The 15,576-nt window shown below is 67.6% G+C and carries 13 protein-coding genes and 1 tRNA gene; 3 read left to right on the plus strand and 11 right to left on the minus strand.

The features are described 5' to 3' along the window. The first annotated feature begins 131 nt into the window (after window positions 1-131). A complete protein-coding gene (locus tag NL115_RS06780; protein ID WP_254832427.1) occupies window positions 132-1,073 on the plus strand; it encodes a DUF106 domain-containing protein in 942 nt (313 codons plus the stop codon). 48 nt (window positions 1,074-1,121) lie between these two features. On the opposite strand, the gene NL115_RS06785 is transcribed toward NL115_RS06780, so the two are convergent. The 3 genes from NL115_RS06785 to NL115_RS06795 all read right to left on the minus strand — a co-directional run bounded on the left by NL115_RS06785 (window position 1,122) and on the right by NL115_RS06795 (window position 2,915). Beyond that, the gene (locus NL115_RS06785) at window positions 1,122-1,856 is read right to left on the minus strand and encodes a hypothetical protein (RefSeq protein ID WP_254832428.1); all 735 of its coding nucleotides are present in this window, start codon (window positions 1,854-1,856) and stop codon (window positions 1,122-1,124) included. A gap of 55 nt (window positions 1,857-1,911) precedes the next feature. Continuing rightward, on the minus strand, window positions 1,912-2,514 hold the full coding sequence (locus tag NL115_RS06790; RefSeq protein WP_254832429.1) for an NUDIX hydrolase: 603 nt from the start codon (window positions 2,512-2,514) through the stop codon (window positions 1,912-1,914). 68 nt (window positions 2,515-2,582) lie between these two features. Continuing rightward, window positions 2,583-2,915 carry a DUF502 domain-containing protein gene (locus NL115_RS06795; RefSeq protein ID WP_254832430.1) on the minus strand — a complete coding sequence of 111 codons (333 nt, stop codon included), beginning with the start codon at window positions 2,913-2,915 and terminating at the stop codon, window positions 2,583-2,585. A gap of 130 nt (window positions 2,916-3,045) precedes the next feature. Between NL115_RS06795 and NL115_RS06800 the strand changes: the two genes are divergently transcribed. Next, a complete protein-coding gene (locus NL115_RS06800) occupies window positions 3,046-3,912 on the plus strand; it encodes a hypothetical protein (protein WP_254832431.1) in 867 nt (288 codons plus the stop codon). Window positions 3,913-3,915: 3 nt separating this feature from the next. On the opposite strand, the gene NL115_RS06805 is transcribed toward NL115_RS06800, so the two are convergent. The 7 genes from NL115_RS06805 to trmY all read right to left on the minus strand — a co-directional run bounded on the left by NL115_RS06805 (window position 3,916) and on the right by trmY (window position 11,559). Beyond that, entirely contained in the window at window positions 3,916-5,466 is a 1,551-nt protein-coding gene (locus NL115_RS06805) for an ATP-binding protein (RefSeq protein WP_254832432.1), read from the minus strand. Next, window positions 5,463-7,133 (minus strand): copper resistance CopC/CopD family protein, encoded by a 1,671-nt coding sequence (locus NL115_RS06810; RefSeq protein ID WP_254832433.1) that lies wholly within the window; start codon window positions 7,131-7,133, stop codon window positions 5,463-5,465. The genes NL115_RS06805 and NL115_RS06810 overlap by 4 nt, the downstream gene beginning before the upstream one ends. Beyond that, the gene (locus NL115_RS06815; protein WP_254832434.1) at window positions 7,130-7,753 is read right to left on the minus strand and encodes a hypothetical protein; all 624 of its coding nucleotides are present in this window, start codon (window positions 7,751-7,753) and stop codon (window positions 7,130-7,132) included. Before NL115_RS06815 ends, NL115_RS06810 begins: the two co-directional genes overlap by 4 nt. A 1-nt stretch (window position 7,754) precedes the next feature. Further along, complete coding sequence (locus NL115_RS06820; RefSeq protein ID WP_254832435.1) at window positions 7,755-8,321, minus strand: hypothetical protein; 567 nt, start codon at window positions 8,319-8,321, stop codon at window positions 7,755-7,757. A 556-nt stretch (window positions 8,322-8,877) separates the two neighbouring features. Continuing rightward, entirely contained in the window at window positions 8,878-10,731 is a 1,854-nt protein-coding gene (locus NL115_RS06825; RefSeq protein WP_254832436.1) for a hypothetical protein, read from the minus strand. A gap of 113 nt (window positions 10,732-10,844) precedes the next feature. Further along, window positions 10,845-10,917, minus strand: a tRNA-Pro gene (locus tag NL115_RS06830). A gap of 54 nt (window positions 10,918-10,971) precedes the next feature. Next, on the minus strand, window positions 10,972-11,559 hold the full coding sequence (gene trmY / locus NL115_RS06835) for a tRNA (pseudouridine(54)-N(1))-methyltransferase TrmY (protein WP_254832437.1): 588 nt from the start codon (window positions 11,557-11,559) through the stop codon (window positions 10,972-10,974). A gap of 108 nt (window positions 11,560-11,667) precedes the next feature. Between trmY and NL115_RS06840 the strand changes: the two genes are divergently transcribed. Further along, on the plus strand, window positions 11,668-14,157 hold the full coding sequence (locus tag NL115_RS06840) for an STT3 domain-containing protein (protein ID WP_254832438.1): 2,490 nt from the start codon (window positions 11,668-11,670) through the stop codon (window positions 14,155-14,157). Here the strand turns inward: NL115_RS06840 and aglM are convergent. After that, window positions 14,136-15,437, minus strand: a complete 1,302-nt coding sequence (gene aglM, locus NL115_RS06845; RefSeq protein WP_254832439.1) for a UDP-glucose 6-dehydrogenase AglM — start codon at window positions 15,435-15,437, stop codon at window positions 14,136-14,138. The two genes, NL115_RS06840 and aglM, sit on opposite strands and share 22 nt — an antisense overlap. Window positions 15,438-15,576 lie beyond the last annotated feature (139 nt).

Below are 15,576 nucleotides of genomic sequence, written 5' to 3' on the forward strand. Positions count from 1 at the left end.
GTGGTTTATAATTCGTGTGGTGATTTCACACATGAGTATTCCTCCGGCCAGCGCGGTTCGAGCGAGCGGACCTCGTGAGCGCGCTCTGGACAGTGAAAGGTTGATTAGCGGGCGACGGCTACGAGCGAGCAATGGCACGGACCGCAGAACGAGTGGAGTCCCTCATCGACGAGGACCCGGAGATGCGCGACGCGCTCCAGACGGTCCTCGACCGGGCCGAGGGCGGCCGGGTGACGTGGGAGGCCGTGAGCGACGACCTCACGACCGGACAGTGGAGCCGGCTCATCCAGGAGCGCGTCCTCGAGAAGACGGGTGACGGGGGCTGCGAGGTCAACGACCCCGGCGACGTGGCGGCCGTCGTCGGCGGCGCGAGCGCGGCGAGCGTCACGGACGGCGGGACGACCACGAGCGCGTCGAGCGCGTCGAGTGCGTCGTCGGACGTGGACATCGACGACGAGGACTCCTCGTGGTCGGTGTACGACAAGATGGCCGCGGTCGGCGCGCTGGGCCTGTTCGCGGGCTACTCGCTCCCGAACGTCCGGAACACCATCGCGAGCGTCCTCGACATCGGACTGGGGCCGCTGGAGGCCGCGCTCCCGTTCTACGCCGTCATCCTCGTTCTCTCGCTGTTCACGGGGCTGTACTCGACCATCCTCCAGGACAACCTGATGGACACCTCGAAGATGGCCAAGTACCAGGAGCGACTGCAGGAGATCCAGGAGCGCGAGAAGGAGGCCCGCGAGCGCGACGACGAGGAGGAACTCGACCGCATCCAGGAGGAGAAGATGGAGGCCATGGGCGACAACCTCGGCATGTTCAAGGAGCAGTTCCGCCCGATGGTCTGGATCATGCTGTTCACCATCCCCGTCTTCCTGTGGATGTACTGGATGATCCTCGAGCATCCCGGCGAGCTGGGCACGATGGTCATCCCGCTGGTCGGCGAGCGCGAGTGGACCGCGGGCGTCGCCGGTCCCATCCAGGTGTGGATCGTCTGGTACTTCCTCTGCTCGATGGGGTTCACCCAGGTCATCCGCAAGACGTTCAACATCCAGACGACGCCGGACACGAGCTAGACGGACTCCCGCGGCGTCTCGTTCCCGGTTCCGTTGCTCCCGACCGCCTCAGAACCAGCCGCCGCCACCGCGCCGTCTCCGTCGCCGGCGGCGCACGCGCTCGCGGCGCTCGTCGACGAGCGCGAAGTACGCACCGACGACGAGCAGCGTGACCGCGACCGCCAGCCCCGCGAGCGCCTCGTCCAGCACGAACACGAAAGAGCCCATCGCGAGCGCCGCGCCCGAGAGCGTCAGGAGGACGGCCGCCTGCTCGGCTCGGCGGGGGAGCCGCCCGGGGGCGCGGCGAGTGTGGTACTCGGCCGCACCGAGGACGAGCAGGCCAGCAGCGAACGCGGCGGTACTCGTCGTCCCGGCGAGGTCGCCCGTGAACCGACCGACCGCGACGCCCCCGAGCAGCACGAGGATGCCACCGGCAGCGGCGAGCGCGAGCGTGGCGTCGGGCGAGAGCGGGTTGACCGACTCGCCGTGGGTCGCGTGGAACAGCGCCGCCGGCACGACGAGCACGAGCGCGACCAGCAGCCCGATGAAGGGGCGCAGCGTCGCCAGCCCGTACGCGAGAGCGAGCGCCCCGGCAACCGTCGCGGCCGCCAGCGTCGGGTCCGGGAGCAGGGTCGCGGCCGGGTCGTCGTCCACGGCCACGGCGTAGCCGACGAAAGCGTAGAGGACGAGGACGCTCACCAGCGCCGTCGAGAGCGGGTCACCGAACAGGACGCCGTACAGCGCGAACGAGAGCGACAACACCACCCCCACGAGGACGGCGGCCTCCGGCACGCGACGGCTCATACCCGGACTGGGAGGCCCAGCCGTCAAAGGGCGTCGGTCGCGGCAGGCCGCCGGGCTACTCCGTGCGCAGCGCGTACTGCAGCACGCCGAGCGCCGAGCGGCCGTCACGCATCCCGCCGCCCAGTGCAGCGTCACGGAGTTCGTCGAACCGCGCGGTCGTCACCCGGATGGACTCGTTCTCGTCGAGGTCCTGCTGTCCGGTCGGTTCGCAGCCGTGCGCGACGAAGTAGTGGAAGGTCGCGTCGAGGAGGCCGTTCGACGGCTCGTGGGCGACGAGGAACTCCACGGCGGCGGCCTCGTAGCCGGTCTCCTCGGCCAGCTCCCGGCGGGCCGCCTCGACGAGCGGTTCGTCGCCCTCGACGTTGCCCGCCGGGAGGCCACGGTTCACGCGCTCGACGGACTGGCGCCACTCCTCGACGAGGACCACATCGCCGTCCTCGGTGAACGGGAGGATGACCACGGAGTCGCCGTTCTCGACGCTGTGGAACGCCGTCTCGGTGCTGTCGGGAAGCCGGACCTCGTCGCGTCGCACCGTGAACCCGGGGCAGTCGTAGTCGGTCGTCGATTCGAGCGTCTCCCACGCCAGCGGGTCGGTCGCGCCCTCGGTGGCCTCGGTCGCCACCGGGTCCTCGGCACCGGGGTCGGCATCGTCGGTCATACCCGAGAGAGCGGCCGGCGTGGGGAAAAGCCCGACGGCGCGGGGAGTGGAGGGCGAGCGCGGCGGCGTCAGTCGGCTGTCGGATGGGGTTCGCCCTCGATATCCTCTCTCATCTCGGCGAACGCCTCCTCGCTCTCGGCGACACCGGTCGCCACGAGCAGTCGGACCGCCCGCGAGACCGACAGGTCCGTCTCGTGGAGGCGGTCGTCGGGGACGAAGATGCGGTGGCCGACGGTCGGGGGGGTGTGGAGAACGGCGACCGGGTCGAGCACGCTCGACAGCCGGCGCACGACGAACTGGACGACGAACAGGGTGACCGCGAGCGGTGCGACCAGCAGGAGACCGGTGACGACCCCGTCCCGGAGTTCCGACCCGAGGCTCGTACCCGCCTCGCGAAGCACGGGCGCTTGAGCTACCCACGAGTACGGGGGAGGGCGGCCGCCGCCGGGCGGCCGTCCCGAACCGTGACACGGCGGAACGGGGCTCGTGGCAGCAACAAGAACGAAGTAAGCGGGGCGCTTCGCGCCGGGCATGTCCGTCCAGCAGTATCTGGAGCGCCTGTTCACCTGGGAGAGCCTGGAGAACACGACACGCGGGGTGGAGTTCGAACTGAAGAACCGGCTCATCGAGGGGGAGCTCCACGATATCGGTGGTGGGACGCTGGACGACGAGACGGTCGACTCCGAGGACATCACGCTGGAACTGTCGAACGGGACGCTGGTCGAGGCGGCGACGGTCTCGGCCGACGAGCCCGTCCCGTTCGACCTCGCTGAGACGGTCCAGGTCATCATCGACGCCCCACGGCTCCGCAAGGGGACCCACACGCTGGGCATGGAGATGGACATCGAGGGGTTCGGGATGGTCGGGTTCGAGACGGACGACGACGTGACCGAGGCTGACCTGGTCGACGCCGACCCGGCCGACTACACGGTCGCGGAACTGGAGGACCTGGTCGCGGACCTCCGGGAGCCGGTCGAGCTGGGGCGGCTCCTCGAGCGCGAGCGCGACGGGAAGGCCCGCAAGACCGCCATCGAGGCCATCGAAGACCGCCTCGAGGTGGCCCGCGAGGAAGCCCCCGACGAGGAGAACATCGAGTACACCGCCGAGAACGCCGCCCCCGGCGGCAGTCTCGTCGAGGAACTGCTGGTCGACATCCTCGAGTCGCCCCAGCGCGTGACCGTCTACCTCACGGCCTTCCGCCAGCAGCCGACCACACCCGGAGCCATCGCCGGCCAGACGCTGTTCACCGAGGAGTCCGTCGAGGAGACGCTGGGGGACTTCGAGATGGAGGGCATCGCCGAGCGCAACGGTGACGGCGAGTACGAGGTGGTCTCCCCGGTGACGGTCATCCGCAAACGGCAGAACCGGCTCTGGAACCTGCTGAGCCGGGGGCTCTGAGCTTCAGGAGACGGAGCCGGCCGACTCGGGGGCGTCGGACTCGTTGCTGCTGCCCCCGTCGGCGAGGGCGGCCTCCAGTTGCTCGATTATCTCCCCCGGGTTCGCCCCCTTCTCGATGTAGCCCACCGCGCCACGCTCCTGGGCCTTCTCCACCATCCGCCCCTTCTGGAAGCCGGAGTAGATGACCACGTCCGCGTCCGGCGCGACATCGCGGATCTCCGGGAGCGCCTCCAGGCCGTCCATCCGCGGCATCGACAGGTCGAGCAGGACCACGTCCGGCCGCGTCTCCGCGGCGACCTCGATGCCCTCCTCGCCGGTGCCGGCCTCGCCGACCACCTCGTACCGGCCGGTCTTCTCCAGCACCGTCCGGACGAGCGACCGGAGCCCCTCCACGTCGTCGACGAGGATGACCGAACAGGGCTCGGAGTCCGCGTCCGACCCCGACGCGAGCTCCGACTCGGTCGCCGCCTCCGGGCTCGATTCGGCCACCCGAGCCGGCTCAGCCACCACGCCCGGGGGAACGATGACGTGGAACGACGACCCCTCGCCGGGCTCGGTCTCGACCTCGATGCGACCGCCGAGGTCGTCGACGATACCCTGACAGAGCGCGAGACCCACACCGGACCCGTCGACCTCCCGGCCGGCGCTGCCCCGCTCGAACAGGTCGAAGAGGGTGTCGACCTCGTCCGGGTCGATGCCGACGCCGTTGTCCGCGACGGTTATCCGGACGGAGTCGCCGTCCGCTCCTGCCTGCTCGGCGGAGACACGGACGCGGCGTGGGGGGTCGTCCTGGTACTTCAGTGCGTTCGAGACGAGGTTCTCGAACAGGCGGGCGAGCCGGGGACGCTGCCCCCGAATCGTCGGGAGCGACCCGACGTCTACCGACGCCGGCTCGTCCCAGCGGGCCGGGAGTGCGTCGACCACCTCGTCGAGGACGTCGTTCAGGTCGACCGCCTCGCGCTCCGGCCGTTCGGTTTCGTCGAGGCCGACCCGGGCGTACGTCAGGAGGTCCTCGAGGAGAGTCTCGGCCCGGTCGACGGCGCCGTGGGCCCCTTGCAGGTGGTCGAGAGCCTCCTCGTCGAGTTCGTCCTCGACTGCGGGCCGCAGCAGTTCCAGGTACCCCCGGATGACGCCCAGCGGCTGTTGCAGGTCGTGCGAGACGCCGGAGACGAACTGCTGGAGGTCGTCCGAGTGGCCGGAGAGCCGGTCGACGGGGACCGCGAGAAGCAGGCTCTCATGGCCGGGGGTGTCGCCGAGCGCAACCGCCACCTCGACCGGGTCGCCATCGACGGGCGTCGCCCGGACGCGCTGGAACGACGCCGTATCGTCGCCGGTGGACGCAGCCTCGGGGCCCGCCGGTCGTTCGGCGGCGTCCGTGACGGGGTCGGGCAGCCCCGCGGGGAACAGCCTGGCCAGCGGTGTCCCCTGCAGGTCGTCACCGAGCAGGTCCCTCGCGGCGGCGTTGGCGGCGGTGACCTGCCCGTCCGCGGCGACGAGCGCGGCGGCCGGGAGCGACTCGAGTGGGACCGTCGGCGTCTCGTCGGAACGGGTCACGGCTCCGTCACCTCCGGGGCAGGGTCCAGCCGGACCGTCCAGTCGGCGCTCGCGGCGCCGTGTGGCCCGTCGAGGCTAGCTTCGAGTTCCCACTCCCCGGGGCGGTCGAGGACATCGTCCGGGAGCCGCCACGCGCCGCCATCCCGGACCAGCGCGACCGAGTGGGGCGCCACCGACCCCGGCGGGTCGACAACCACCTCGGGTGTCGGCAGCGAGATGCCGGGGAGCGAGCGGCTGTCGACGCGCAACCGGACGGGCGCGTCAGCGTCGGGACGGGGCGGGTCGGGCGTCACCAGCGTGAACCGGTACTCGCCGCGCTCGACCTGCTGCCAGCGGCCCCGGTCGAGGTCGGCGTCGGCCACGTCGTGGGCGGGCCGCGGGTGGGCCGCGAGATGCGCCGCCAGCAGGAGCATCGCCGCGAGTGCCAGCGCCTCCATCGGGACCGACCGCCGGAGTCGGTCACCCCGGCCCGACGGCAGCACGCGGTAGCGGTGGTACACGGCGAAGGCCAGCGGGACGACGATGAGCCCCGCCTTCAGCAGGATGAGCCCGCCGTACCGGGTCGTCAGCAGGTCGCTCCACCGGAGCAGGTGCGCGTCGGCGTAGACGACACCGGTGACAGCCAGTGCGACGACGGCCCCGAGGCCCCACGGCGAGAACCGACGGGCCGCGGCCAGCGCGTCCGTCCGTGAGGCCCGGAGCGCCGTCAGGCTGACACCGACCAGCCCGCCGAGCCAGACCGCCGCCGCGGACGTGTGAACGAGTCCGACGAGCATGACCCAGGCCCCCTCGATACCCATCGCGCTCGCGCCCGCAAGCCCGTGGCTGGCGAACGAATCCGCCAGCAGGCCGCCGAGCGCCAGCGCCCCCGCACCGGCGAAGGCGCCGCCGTGGAAGTCACCCCCGAGTCCGGGGCGGCGTCGGGCCCAGGGTCGCCAGCGAGCGACGACCGAAGCAGCGAGCGCGGCGACGAAGAGCCCGACACCAGCCACCCGGACGGCGCCGCCAGTCGTGCCGACGGCGGTTCCGAGGTCGCCGTGGCGATAGGCGAGCGCCGCGACCACGCCCAGCCCGCCGGCGACGGCGAGACCGGCCGTTCCGACCACGGCGGAGCGCCAGGCCCGGGGGACCGTCGGCTCGACGACGGTGCCGACGAACGCCAGCCCCACGGTCACCAGCGCACCGACGAGCAGCGCCCAGCCCGCCAGCGTCTCCGCGAACAGCGCCACGGCACCGCCCGGAACCGTATCCCACGAGGGCGCCGCGCCGTCCGAAGCGCCGGCGTCGTCGCCGGCAGCACCGGCGCCACCATCCGACCCGACGGTGAACGCGAGCGTCCCGGTCGCGGGGTGGCCGTCCGTGCTCGTCACGCGCCACCGCAACTCGTACGCCCCGGGCGACAGCGACGCGGTCGTCACCCGGACCGTCCGGGCGTCGCCGGTGGTCTCGACCGACTCGACGAGGTCGGGTCCCTCACCGCCGGTCACCGTGACCTCGAGCGTCGCGGCGTCGATGGACTCGCCGAACTCCAGCATGACGACGCTGGCCCCCTCGGGGAGTGACTCGCCCGGTGCCGGGTCGCTGGAGGCGAGGAACGGGTGTGCGGCGACAGGAGTCGCGAGGAGGGCCAGCACCAGCCCCGCCAGCACCACCGTCGCGACTCTCACGACGACCCCCCATCGTCGGTGATATCGGAGAGGTCGGCGGCGTCCGGTCGGTGTATCTCACCCGCCTCGAAGGCCAGTTCCGAGCCCTCCTCGCCGAGTATCTCCGTGATGAGGTGTTTACTGTCGTCGAGGGTCTCGTCGACGAGTTCGAGCGCCAGTTCGCGGTCGCCCTGGTCGAGCGCGAGCTTCGCCTGCGAGAGGTTCTGGACGACGCTGTCGTTGATGTCCAGCGCCCGCTCCCGGCGCTCGCGCATGTCGTCGAACAGCGCGGACCCGCGCCAGATGAGTTTGAACCGGTTCCGCAACGAGAGATACCACACCGCCACGCCCCCCGCGAACACGTTGACCACGACGAGCCGGGGGTCGCCGAACACGACGCGCGCGGCCGAGCCGAGCGTGAGGTCCGTCCCGGTCACGGGGAGGAGCGCGTGCATCGTGTGCATCCCGTGGCCGGCCGCACAGGTGGCGAAGATGAGCGCGGTCGCCATCCCGAGATGGTTGGTGGCCCACTGACGACCCTCCAGCAGCCCGCGCAACAGCGTGGCCGCGATGCCGACGTAGCTCATCCACATGAGCGTCGTCGCCACCACGCCGACGACCCACAGGTCGACCCCGAACATCTCAGTCGTCCTCCCGGCGGAGCGTTCCCTTGGTCCCCTCCTCGTCGATGAGCTCGGTTATCATCGTCTTGGCCTCCTCGAGGGTCTCCTCCAGTGCCTCCTCCCCGAGTTCGTCCTGTTCGGCCTCCAGCGCGAGTTTGGTCCGCGAGAGCCCCTGGACGATGTTGTCGTGCACCGCCAGCGCCTGCCGGTTCCGGCTCCGGAGGTCCTCGAACAGCGAGGCTCCCCGCGCGAGCGTCGGATACCGCCGGCGCATCGTCCAGTACCAGAGGCCCGCGAACGCCGTCAGGAGATCCAGCACCACCATGTGCGCCCAGTTGTACTCGACGTGCGAGGCCAGCCCCGGCAGCCCGCCCACGCCCAGCACCGGTGCCAGCAGCTGCACCGTCCGGACGCCGTGGCTCCCCGCACAGGTGAGGAAGATGAGCATCGTCGCGACACCGAGCGGGTTCCCCGACCACTGCCCGGTTCGCGTCAGGTCGAGTACCAGCCGGATCGCGATCGCGGCGAACGACACCGTGATGACGGCACTCGCGACGAGGCCGGCCTGCCAGAGGTCAGGAAGCACGGCAGCCACCCCCACTCCAGTCCACCGCGGATACCCTGGGCTCTGTCACCGGATAACGCCCACAGCGCATTGCCGACAGGTACTCGCGGAGAATGATAAACTCACGGGTATTGACGGTTATCGAAGGTGAAGGTTGGGCGAGGGCAGCGGTCGTCTCGCGGAGGGACTCCGGGCGGGTGTCTTCGAGTCAGCACAGTGTGCTGATGTCTCCTCACGGTGTTCCGCCGGCAGCCGACCACGCCGGAAGCAATTGCGAGTCAGATGCTGGTTACCGAGGGGTGGTCTGGGGGTTCGAGATGGGAGAGTCGCCGAGTGCGACGAAGAGGAGCGACGGTGTGAGGGAGTCTCGCCGGTGACGGTGAGTCGGAAGCGGCAAAATCGGGTGTGGAATATTCTGAGTCGGGGGCTTTGAGTAAATGGTGCAGTTCTCTTGAGGGGCCATATAGCTTCAGTACGAGATTTGATGAGAGTGATATTGATTGCAAAATCAACCAAGATATAAGAGATATGGCGCGCTATGTCCAGAATCGTGCTAGTTTTGAACGTATTAATTGCCTTATGAGCCCGTATCCTTTTCAGGGCTAGGACCAATAAAGAATGTTTGCCGTTCGCCATCTAGTATAAAGGAGACGACAAAGAAGTCGCCTTTTTCAACTTCTACAGGATTCCCATTTTTATCTTGGAACTTAAACCTGATTACACCCTCAGAATCAGAACTGTCACCATCATTATCGTTCGGAACAGTCAATCCCATAGAACCGAAATCGTTTGTCAGTTCATATGGATTGTCGCTCGCTCCGACGACTGTGACCTGCCCGAAGTTTCCTTGTGCACTGGCGCTTTGTCTGTCGGGTTTATAGAATACGTAACGGAATTCGTCTATTTCAACATCATTCCCCGACACACTCTCAAATTTCACGTCAACTGCGCATACGGTCTTCCCACACTCGTTAGCTTTCTTGGCATTTTTTATCTTCGCAGACGTTACCTTCAGCGTATTTGGATTATTTAGCAACGGCTTTGTCTGACTAATTCGCGATGGGTTGATTACTTCCATAGAAACATCCGCATCCTCGGCCCCTCCACTTCCAAATGAACCATCGAACTTCGCCTCGACATCTACGCCGACGGGATTGGAGCTAGTAGATCCGGGAGCGACGTAGATTAATCTAATCTTCCCGTCGGGCCCCACGGGGATGTTGTCGTTCGGCTGGCCAGTGATATCGACACCCTCATGCATCAGTTTCTGTCCGGAAGGACCTCCGACAAGTCGAACGTCGACCTCGGCGTCCCCACCCGGGTTGTTGTACTTGTTACGGACCTGAAAGACGATTTCCTGTCGCCCGTTGAGCGAGACATCGGTACCGTCACCTTTCAGGTCGGTAATGTACTCGGAATCCGGTGTGGTAATTCCAGACCCAACGCCAACCTTGGCCATCTTGAGGTTGTAGGTGACCGGGTTCCCGTTCTGGTTGTCCTCTTGGAAGGTCAGCGTGAGTTCGTGAGGTGTGACCGTGTCGTCGTAGCTGCAGCTCGTGATGAAACGATCATTGGTCGGATCGGCTCCCGAAATCACATTCGGGCCAGAGCCATCACACACGTCGCCGGCCTCTGGTCCGGCCTGTCCATCGTCCGTATCGTCGATCTCCTCGGAAAGTAGCTCTTGCACCCAGACCTCCTCTGGGAGGTCCGTCGGAATAGTTACTTTCACCGGGCCGCCGTCATCTTCCACCGTGATTGTCTCGGTCGCAGCACTCACCGATGTCACGTCAACTGAGGCCGCATCCGACTGTGACGTGGACTTATCTCCATCTAATGCAGTAAAGTAGATTTGACGACCGTTAACGATATCTTGGTCGCTTTGGACGATATCCACCCCATCAGAGAACCTATGATAGAGAACAGAGTTTTGATAGACTGTCTCCGGGGCGTTCTCGTAGTAGTTGTAACTCGGATTATAGATCAGTTGTTTCGAAGGTGCATTGACAGGGTCGCCAGTCCAAAAATCGCTTACTTCCTCGTCAGTCGCTTCCGCATTCTCTATTGTTAGTTGGTCGCTCCCCTCTGTTCGTATCGTTCCGGCCCCTTCGCCTGGATTCAACAGTAACAGTCTGGTTGGATAATCGACTCCCAAATCAATCGACTCCGACTGCGAGGCACCGACAGCAGCCGACCGCTGGATGGCCCCCCGGATGTCACTCATACTCTGCTGTGCTTGCTCATTGTGACTCGCCTCCAACTCCTCGTTGCTCTGTGGAACAAGCACGACCTGTGCCGCAGCTAACGCTGCGATGATGAAGGCAAAAATCAACACAGCACCGATGACCTGAGACTGTGCCCTCCCGCCCCGAGCAAATCCGCGCGGCTTGGCGAGAAGCCGCCCGATTGTTACTTCGTACCAACCCCCCATACCATACTGTCGCGAGGTAAGGAAACGTAAATGTTCGGCCAAGGAAGGTGTCTGCGAAACCTGCCCGGTGAAACGCCTCAGAAGGCTCTAACACATGACGAAAGGTGAAGAAGTGGGCCGGCCCGGATTTGAACCGAGGTACCGAGGACCCGATCCTCGAAGGATACCAAGCTACCCCACCGGCCCGCAGTCGAGTCAAGACACCTGCCGGGTAAAACCGTTGCGGACCCCAGTCGCCGGTCAGTACGTCCGGTAGCCGCCGGTATCGAGCCAGTTGTGGGCCACCGTCACGGTCTGGTCGGCGTGGAGGCGTTCGGGTCCCACGCTGACGCGGGCGTCGGCACGCTCGGCCAGCAGGTCGGCCTCGGCGTCGGTGAAGTCGCGGTGGTCGGACAGCACGAACGTCGGGTCCTCGGGGACGGACTCCTCGGGCAGCGGCGTGCCGGCCTCGTGGCACTGGACGAGCGGGCCATCGAGGCGGTCCAGTGTCGCGGCGAGGTCGAACCGGCCGACGTGGACGCCCGGGGAGGGCTCGGCCTCCTGGTGGCCGATGGCACCGTCGCGCGCGTCGAGCGCGTCGCGGAGGCGCGCCGCGGTCGAGCGCTCGTCCGGACGCAGGTTCCGGACGGTGGCGCCGTCGACCCGGACGGTGAACTCGTCGCGGACGACGAGGTGGGCGGCGGCGTCCTCGCGGACGCCGTGGGAAGTGAGCAGGGCGCTGGTGACGAAGCGGGCGAGGAGGTCCAGCCGGCCGGCGCCGGGCAGATCGTCGAGCGAGACGGGACCCTCGAGCGGCACCTCGTGGGCGAGGCAGACGAAATCGCGCATACCCGAGCGACACCGTGGAGCCACTAAGCCGGTTCGCCACGGACGGCCCCCACACGCCAGCCCCACGGTAGCGGTGGGTTTATTCGCGCCGACGGTCGAACGCCGTCCATGACTGACGCGCGCGAGGTCCGGGCGCTGCTCGACGACCGCCCGAACCTCGAACCCGCGCTCGAGTCGCTGCTGGAGACCGACGCCAGCCACGAGACCTGGACCTTCGACGATGCCGGGGTGGACTCCGGGAGCTTCGGCGCGCTCGTCGACGAAGGCGTCGTGGAGAAGGTGGACGGGGAGTACCGGCTGGCGGACCCCGATGCGGTCGAGCGGGCGCTCGCCGGCGAGGTCGAAAGCGGCGACGAATCGAACACGGCAGCCTCGCTCTCGCTACCGGAGCTCGACATCGACCCACGAGTGGCTGCGGCGCTCACGGGCGCGCTGGCGCTGGTGTTCGTCTTCCGGGTCCTGGCGTTCGATGCGATATTCCGCAGCGGCCGAGTCGTGCTCTCGAGCAACGACCCGTACTTCTACCTCTACTGGACGGAGGAGCTGAGCCGCCAGTCGAACGGGGTACTGGACCTCAGCGCGCTGACGGCGGGCTCGTTCGGGCTCCTGAAGAGCGAACCCCTTCTCGTGGCAGTCCTCTGGGTCGCCACCGAATTGACGGGGGGCATCGAGCAGGCTCCCCTCGTGCTCGCGTGGTACCCCGTCGTGGCCGGAGTGGTGACGGGCGTCTTCACCTACCTGTTCGCGACGGGCCTCACCGACGACGAACGCGTGGGCATCGCGTCGGTGGTGATGCTCGCGGTGCTCCCCGTGCTGGCGTTCCGTTCGGGAATCGGGTTCGCGGACCACCACGCCTTCGACTACGTCTGGCTCGCGATGACGGCCGCCGCTGCGGTCCGGCTGGCACGGACGCCGGCAACTCGGAGTTCGGTGCAGAGTCAGCGGACCCTCGGCTGGGCGCTGGTGATGGGAGTCGGCATCGCCGGACAGGTGCTCGCCTGGGAAGCGGGGCCACTCCTGCTGTTCCCACTAGCCCTGTACGCGCCGCTCGCGGCGCTCGTCGCGCTCGAACGTGGTGACTCGACCGCGCTGGCGCTGGCACCCGTCGCCGCCGGCACCGCCGCCGCGGGGCTGCTGACGGCGGCGATTCATCTGTCGCTGGGCTGGCAGACGGACGTGGTCGCGTTCTCACCACTGCTGCTCGCTGGCGGCGTCGCCGGCGTCGCCGGCATCGGTGAGGCGGTTCGGCGGGCACCGACACTTCCGGTCTCGGAGGTGCGCGCCCTGGCGGCCCTCGAAGCAGCCGGGGTCGTCACCGGACTGAGCCTGCTCGTGGTCGTCCTCCCAGCGTACGGAGATCGGCTGTTCACCCAGCTCGGGCGTATCGGGACCCGGAGCGAGATTGTGGAGGGACAGTCGCTGTTCTCGACACAGACCTTCGGCTGGCTGTTCCTCTTCGGCCTCCTCCTCTTCCTGGCGATCCCGTACATGGCCCTGGCGCTCGTGCGTGCCGCGAGCGCCGATGATGGGGCGGAACGCAGGGGCTGGCTCCTCGGCGGGAGCTACGCCTGGCTGTTCCTCGTCCTCACGCTGTTCCAGATCCGGTTCGCCGGGGAGTTCTCCACGTTCGTCGCGACCTTCGCCGGGTTCGGGTTCGTCCATATCGCAGAGCGGGTCGACCTGGCTCGTCCTCCGGTCCCGTTCCGTGATGCCACCGCAGTCCGGAGCGACGGTGGGGGGCAGGAATCACCCATCGGTATCCCGAGCGCGAGAGGAGCGCTCTCCCTGTTGTTCCTCTTCCTCCTCGTATCCGGCCTCAGCATCGCGCAAGCCCCGGTCAAGGCCAACCAGGTCCCGATCGCCGAAGACAAGGTCGAAACCGCGCTGTGGATCGACGGCTACGCCGCGGAGAACGATATCGAGTATCCGGAGAACTACGTCTTCTCCCCCTGGAGCCGGAACCGGATGTACAACTACTTCGTGAGCGGGGAATCGCGGTCGTACGGGTTCGCGCTCAACAACTACGAAGCCTTCCAGCGCTCGACAGAGCCCAACGCCTGGTACGAGCAGATGCGGGAGTCGAACCGAGCCGGGTTCATCGTGTTCAATCGCGCAGAGGCCTCGGACCCCACCCTCCAGACCCGCCTCACCAGAGGACTTGGCGGCCGGTACAACGGATTCAACGGCTCGGGACACTACCGGGCGCTCTACGTGACGGACCGTCACCAGGTCCACCAGGTCGTTCCTGGTGCGAACCTCACCGGGACCATCGAGAACGGGACTGGGCCAGCCGCGAACGAGACAGTCCAGCTGTACACGACGATCTCTGTCGATGGGCGTGACAGCGACGCGACGTACCTCCGTCAGGTCCGCACCGGCGACGACGGCCGGTACCAGCTCCGCGTCGCGTACCCCGGAGAGTACGAGGTCAGCACCCAGAAGAGCAACACCACAGCGACGGTCACCGTACCGGAGGCCGCCATCGAGAACGGCGAACATGTCGACGCCGGTACCCTCGACATCGCCGGCTCGTCAAGCACGGCGGGAGGGAACCAGACCCGCCTCCGTCGCCCGGCCTACCAGGTCAGCCCCTCGTAGGTCAGCCCCTCGCGCCGTGCGATGACGCGCCGGCCGTCGACGACGACACGCTCTTCCATCGCGTCGAACTCCGTGTCCAGTGCCGCGAACTCGTCCCAGTCCGTGACCACCAGCGCACCGTGGGCGCCCTCGAGCGCGGCGGCCGCGCTCTCGACGTACTCGACATCGGGGTACTCGCTCGCCATCGCGTCGTTGGCGAGCGGGTCGTAGGCGACGACCTCGGCACCGCGCTCCTGGAGCCCCTCGATGACGGGCTTCGCCCGCGACCCGCGGATGTCGTCCGTGCCGGGCTTGAACGCCAGGCCCAGCACCGCCACCCGTTCCCCGCCGACGTCGACGTGTTCGTCGAGCAGGCCGAGCATCCGCCGGGGCTGCTTCTCGTTCACCCCGACGACCGATTCCAGCAGGTCGGGGTCGTAGTCGGCCTGCCGTGCTGCGGCCATGATGGCCGCGGTGTCCTTCGGGAAGCAGGAGCCGCCCCACCCCACCCCGCTCCGGAGGAACTTCGCGCCGATGCGCTCGTCCATGCCGATGGCGTCGGCCACGTCGTAGGAGTCGACATCGTACTCCTTGCAGATGTTCCCGAGTTCGTTGATGAGCGAGACCTTCGCCGCGAGGAAGACGTTGTTGGCGTACTTCACCATCGCGGCCTCGCGCCGGCCGGTCTCGACGACCGGCGTCTCCCACTGGGCGACGAGCGATTCGTACAGCTGTGCGAACAGGTCCAGCGCCCGCTCGTCGCCGTCGGTCCCGAGGACGATCTTGTCGGGGCTCATGAAGTCGTCGACGGCCGAGCCCTGTGCCTGGAACTCGGGGTTGACCGCGACGCCGAACTCCTCGCCCTCGGTCTTGCCCGACATCTCCTCGAGTACCGGAATCAGCTCCTCCTCGGTCATCCCGGGGATGACGGTCGACTTCACGACGACGAGCGTGTAGTCCTCCGCGTCCGCGAGCGCCGTGCCCACGTCCTCGGCCGCCGCACGCAGCGGCCCGATATCGATGCTGCCGTCCTCGCGCGCGGGCGTCTGGATGGTCAGGAAGACGACATCCGACTCGGGGACGCTGTCGTGCGTGGTACTCGCGCGGAGCGAGTTGCCCGCATACGCCGTCAACAGCGGGTCCAGCCCCGGCTCGTGGATGGGCGACTCGCCGGCGTTCAGCTGCTCGACGATGTCCTCGTCGATGTCGATGGCGGTCACGTCGTGGCCCAGGTCCGCGAGACAGGCCGCGAGCGTCGTGCCCACGTAGCCACTCCCCACGACCGAGACGTCGAGACTCATTGCCCGTGCGTGGGTCACGGCCGGGTTTAGGGGTTCGGGTAGCCGGACGTAGGTGGTCTCCGGGATGGCGGACGCTGTTCGTACCGCTGTCATCCCGGGACGGACGCGCTCGCTTGGACACGGACTCGGGTGGGAATGA

This window comes from Haloglomus salinum (genome assembly GCF_024298825.1).
GTDB classification, from domain to species: Archaea; Halobacteriota; Halobacteria; order Halobacteriales; family Haloarculaceae; genus Haloglomus; species Haloglomus salinum.

What these genes read in the sequence shown, in the direction of transcription:
- trmY (WP_254832437.1), bottom strand. Translation starts at nt 11,559, where the DNA reads ATGCGCGATTTCGTCTGCCTCGCCCACGAGGTGCCGCTCGAGGGTCCC.
- NL115_RS06815 (WP_254832434.1), bottom strand. Translation starts at nt 7,753, where the DNA reads ATGTTCGGGGTCGACCTGTGGGTCGTCGGCGTGGTGGCGACGACGCTC.
- NL115_RS06825 (WP_254832436.1), bottom strand. Translation starts at nt 10,731, where the DNA reads ATGGGGGGTTGGTACGAAGTAACAATCGGGCGGCTTCTCGCCAAGCCG.
- NL115_RS06780 (WP_254832427.1), top strand. Translation starts at nt 132, where the DNA reads ATGGCACGGACCGCAGAACGAGTGGAGTCCCTCATCGACGAGGACCCG.
- NL115_RS06840 (WP_254832438.1), top strand. Translation starts at nt 11,668, where the DNA reads ATGACTGACGCGCGCGAGGTCCGGGCGCTGCTCGACGACCGCCCGAAC.
- NL115_RS06790 (WP_254832429.1), bottom strand. Translation starts at nt 2,514, where the DNA reads ATGACCGACGATGCCGACCCCGGTGCCGAGGACCCGGTGGCGACCGAG.
- aglM (WP_254832439.1), bottom strand. Translation starts at nt 15,437, where the DNA reads ATGAGTCTCGACGTCTCGGTCGTGGGGAGTGGCTACGTGGGCACGACG.
- NL115_RS06785 (WP_254832428.1), bottom strand. Translation starts at nt 1,856, where the DNA reads ATGAGCCGTCGCGTGCCGGAGGCCGCCGTCCTCGTGGGGGTGGTGTTG.
- NL115_RS06800 (WP_254832431.1), top strand. Translation starts at nt 3,046, where the DNA reads ATGTCCGTCCAGCAGTATCTGGAGCGCCTGTTCACCTGGGAGAGCCTG.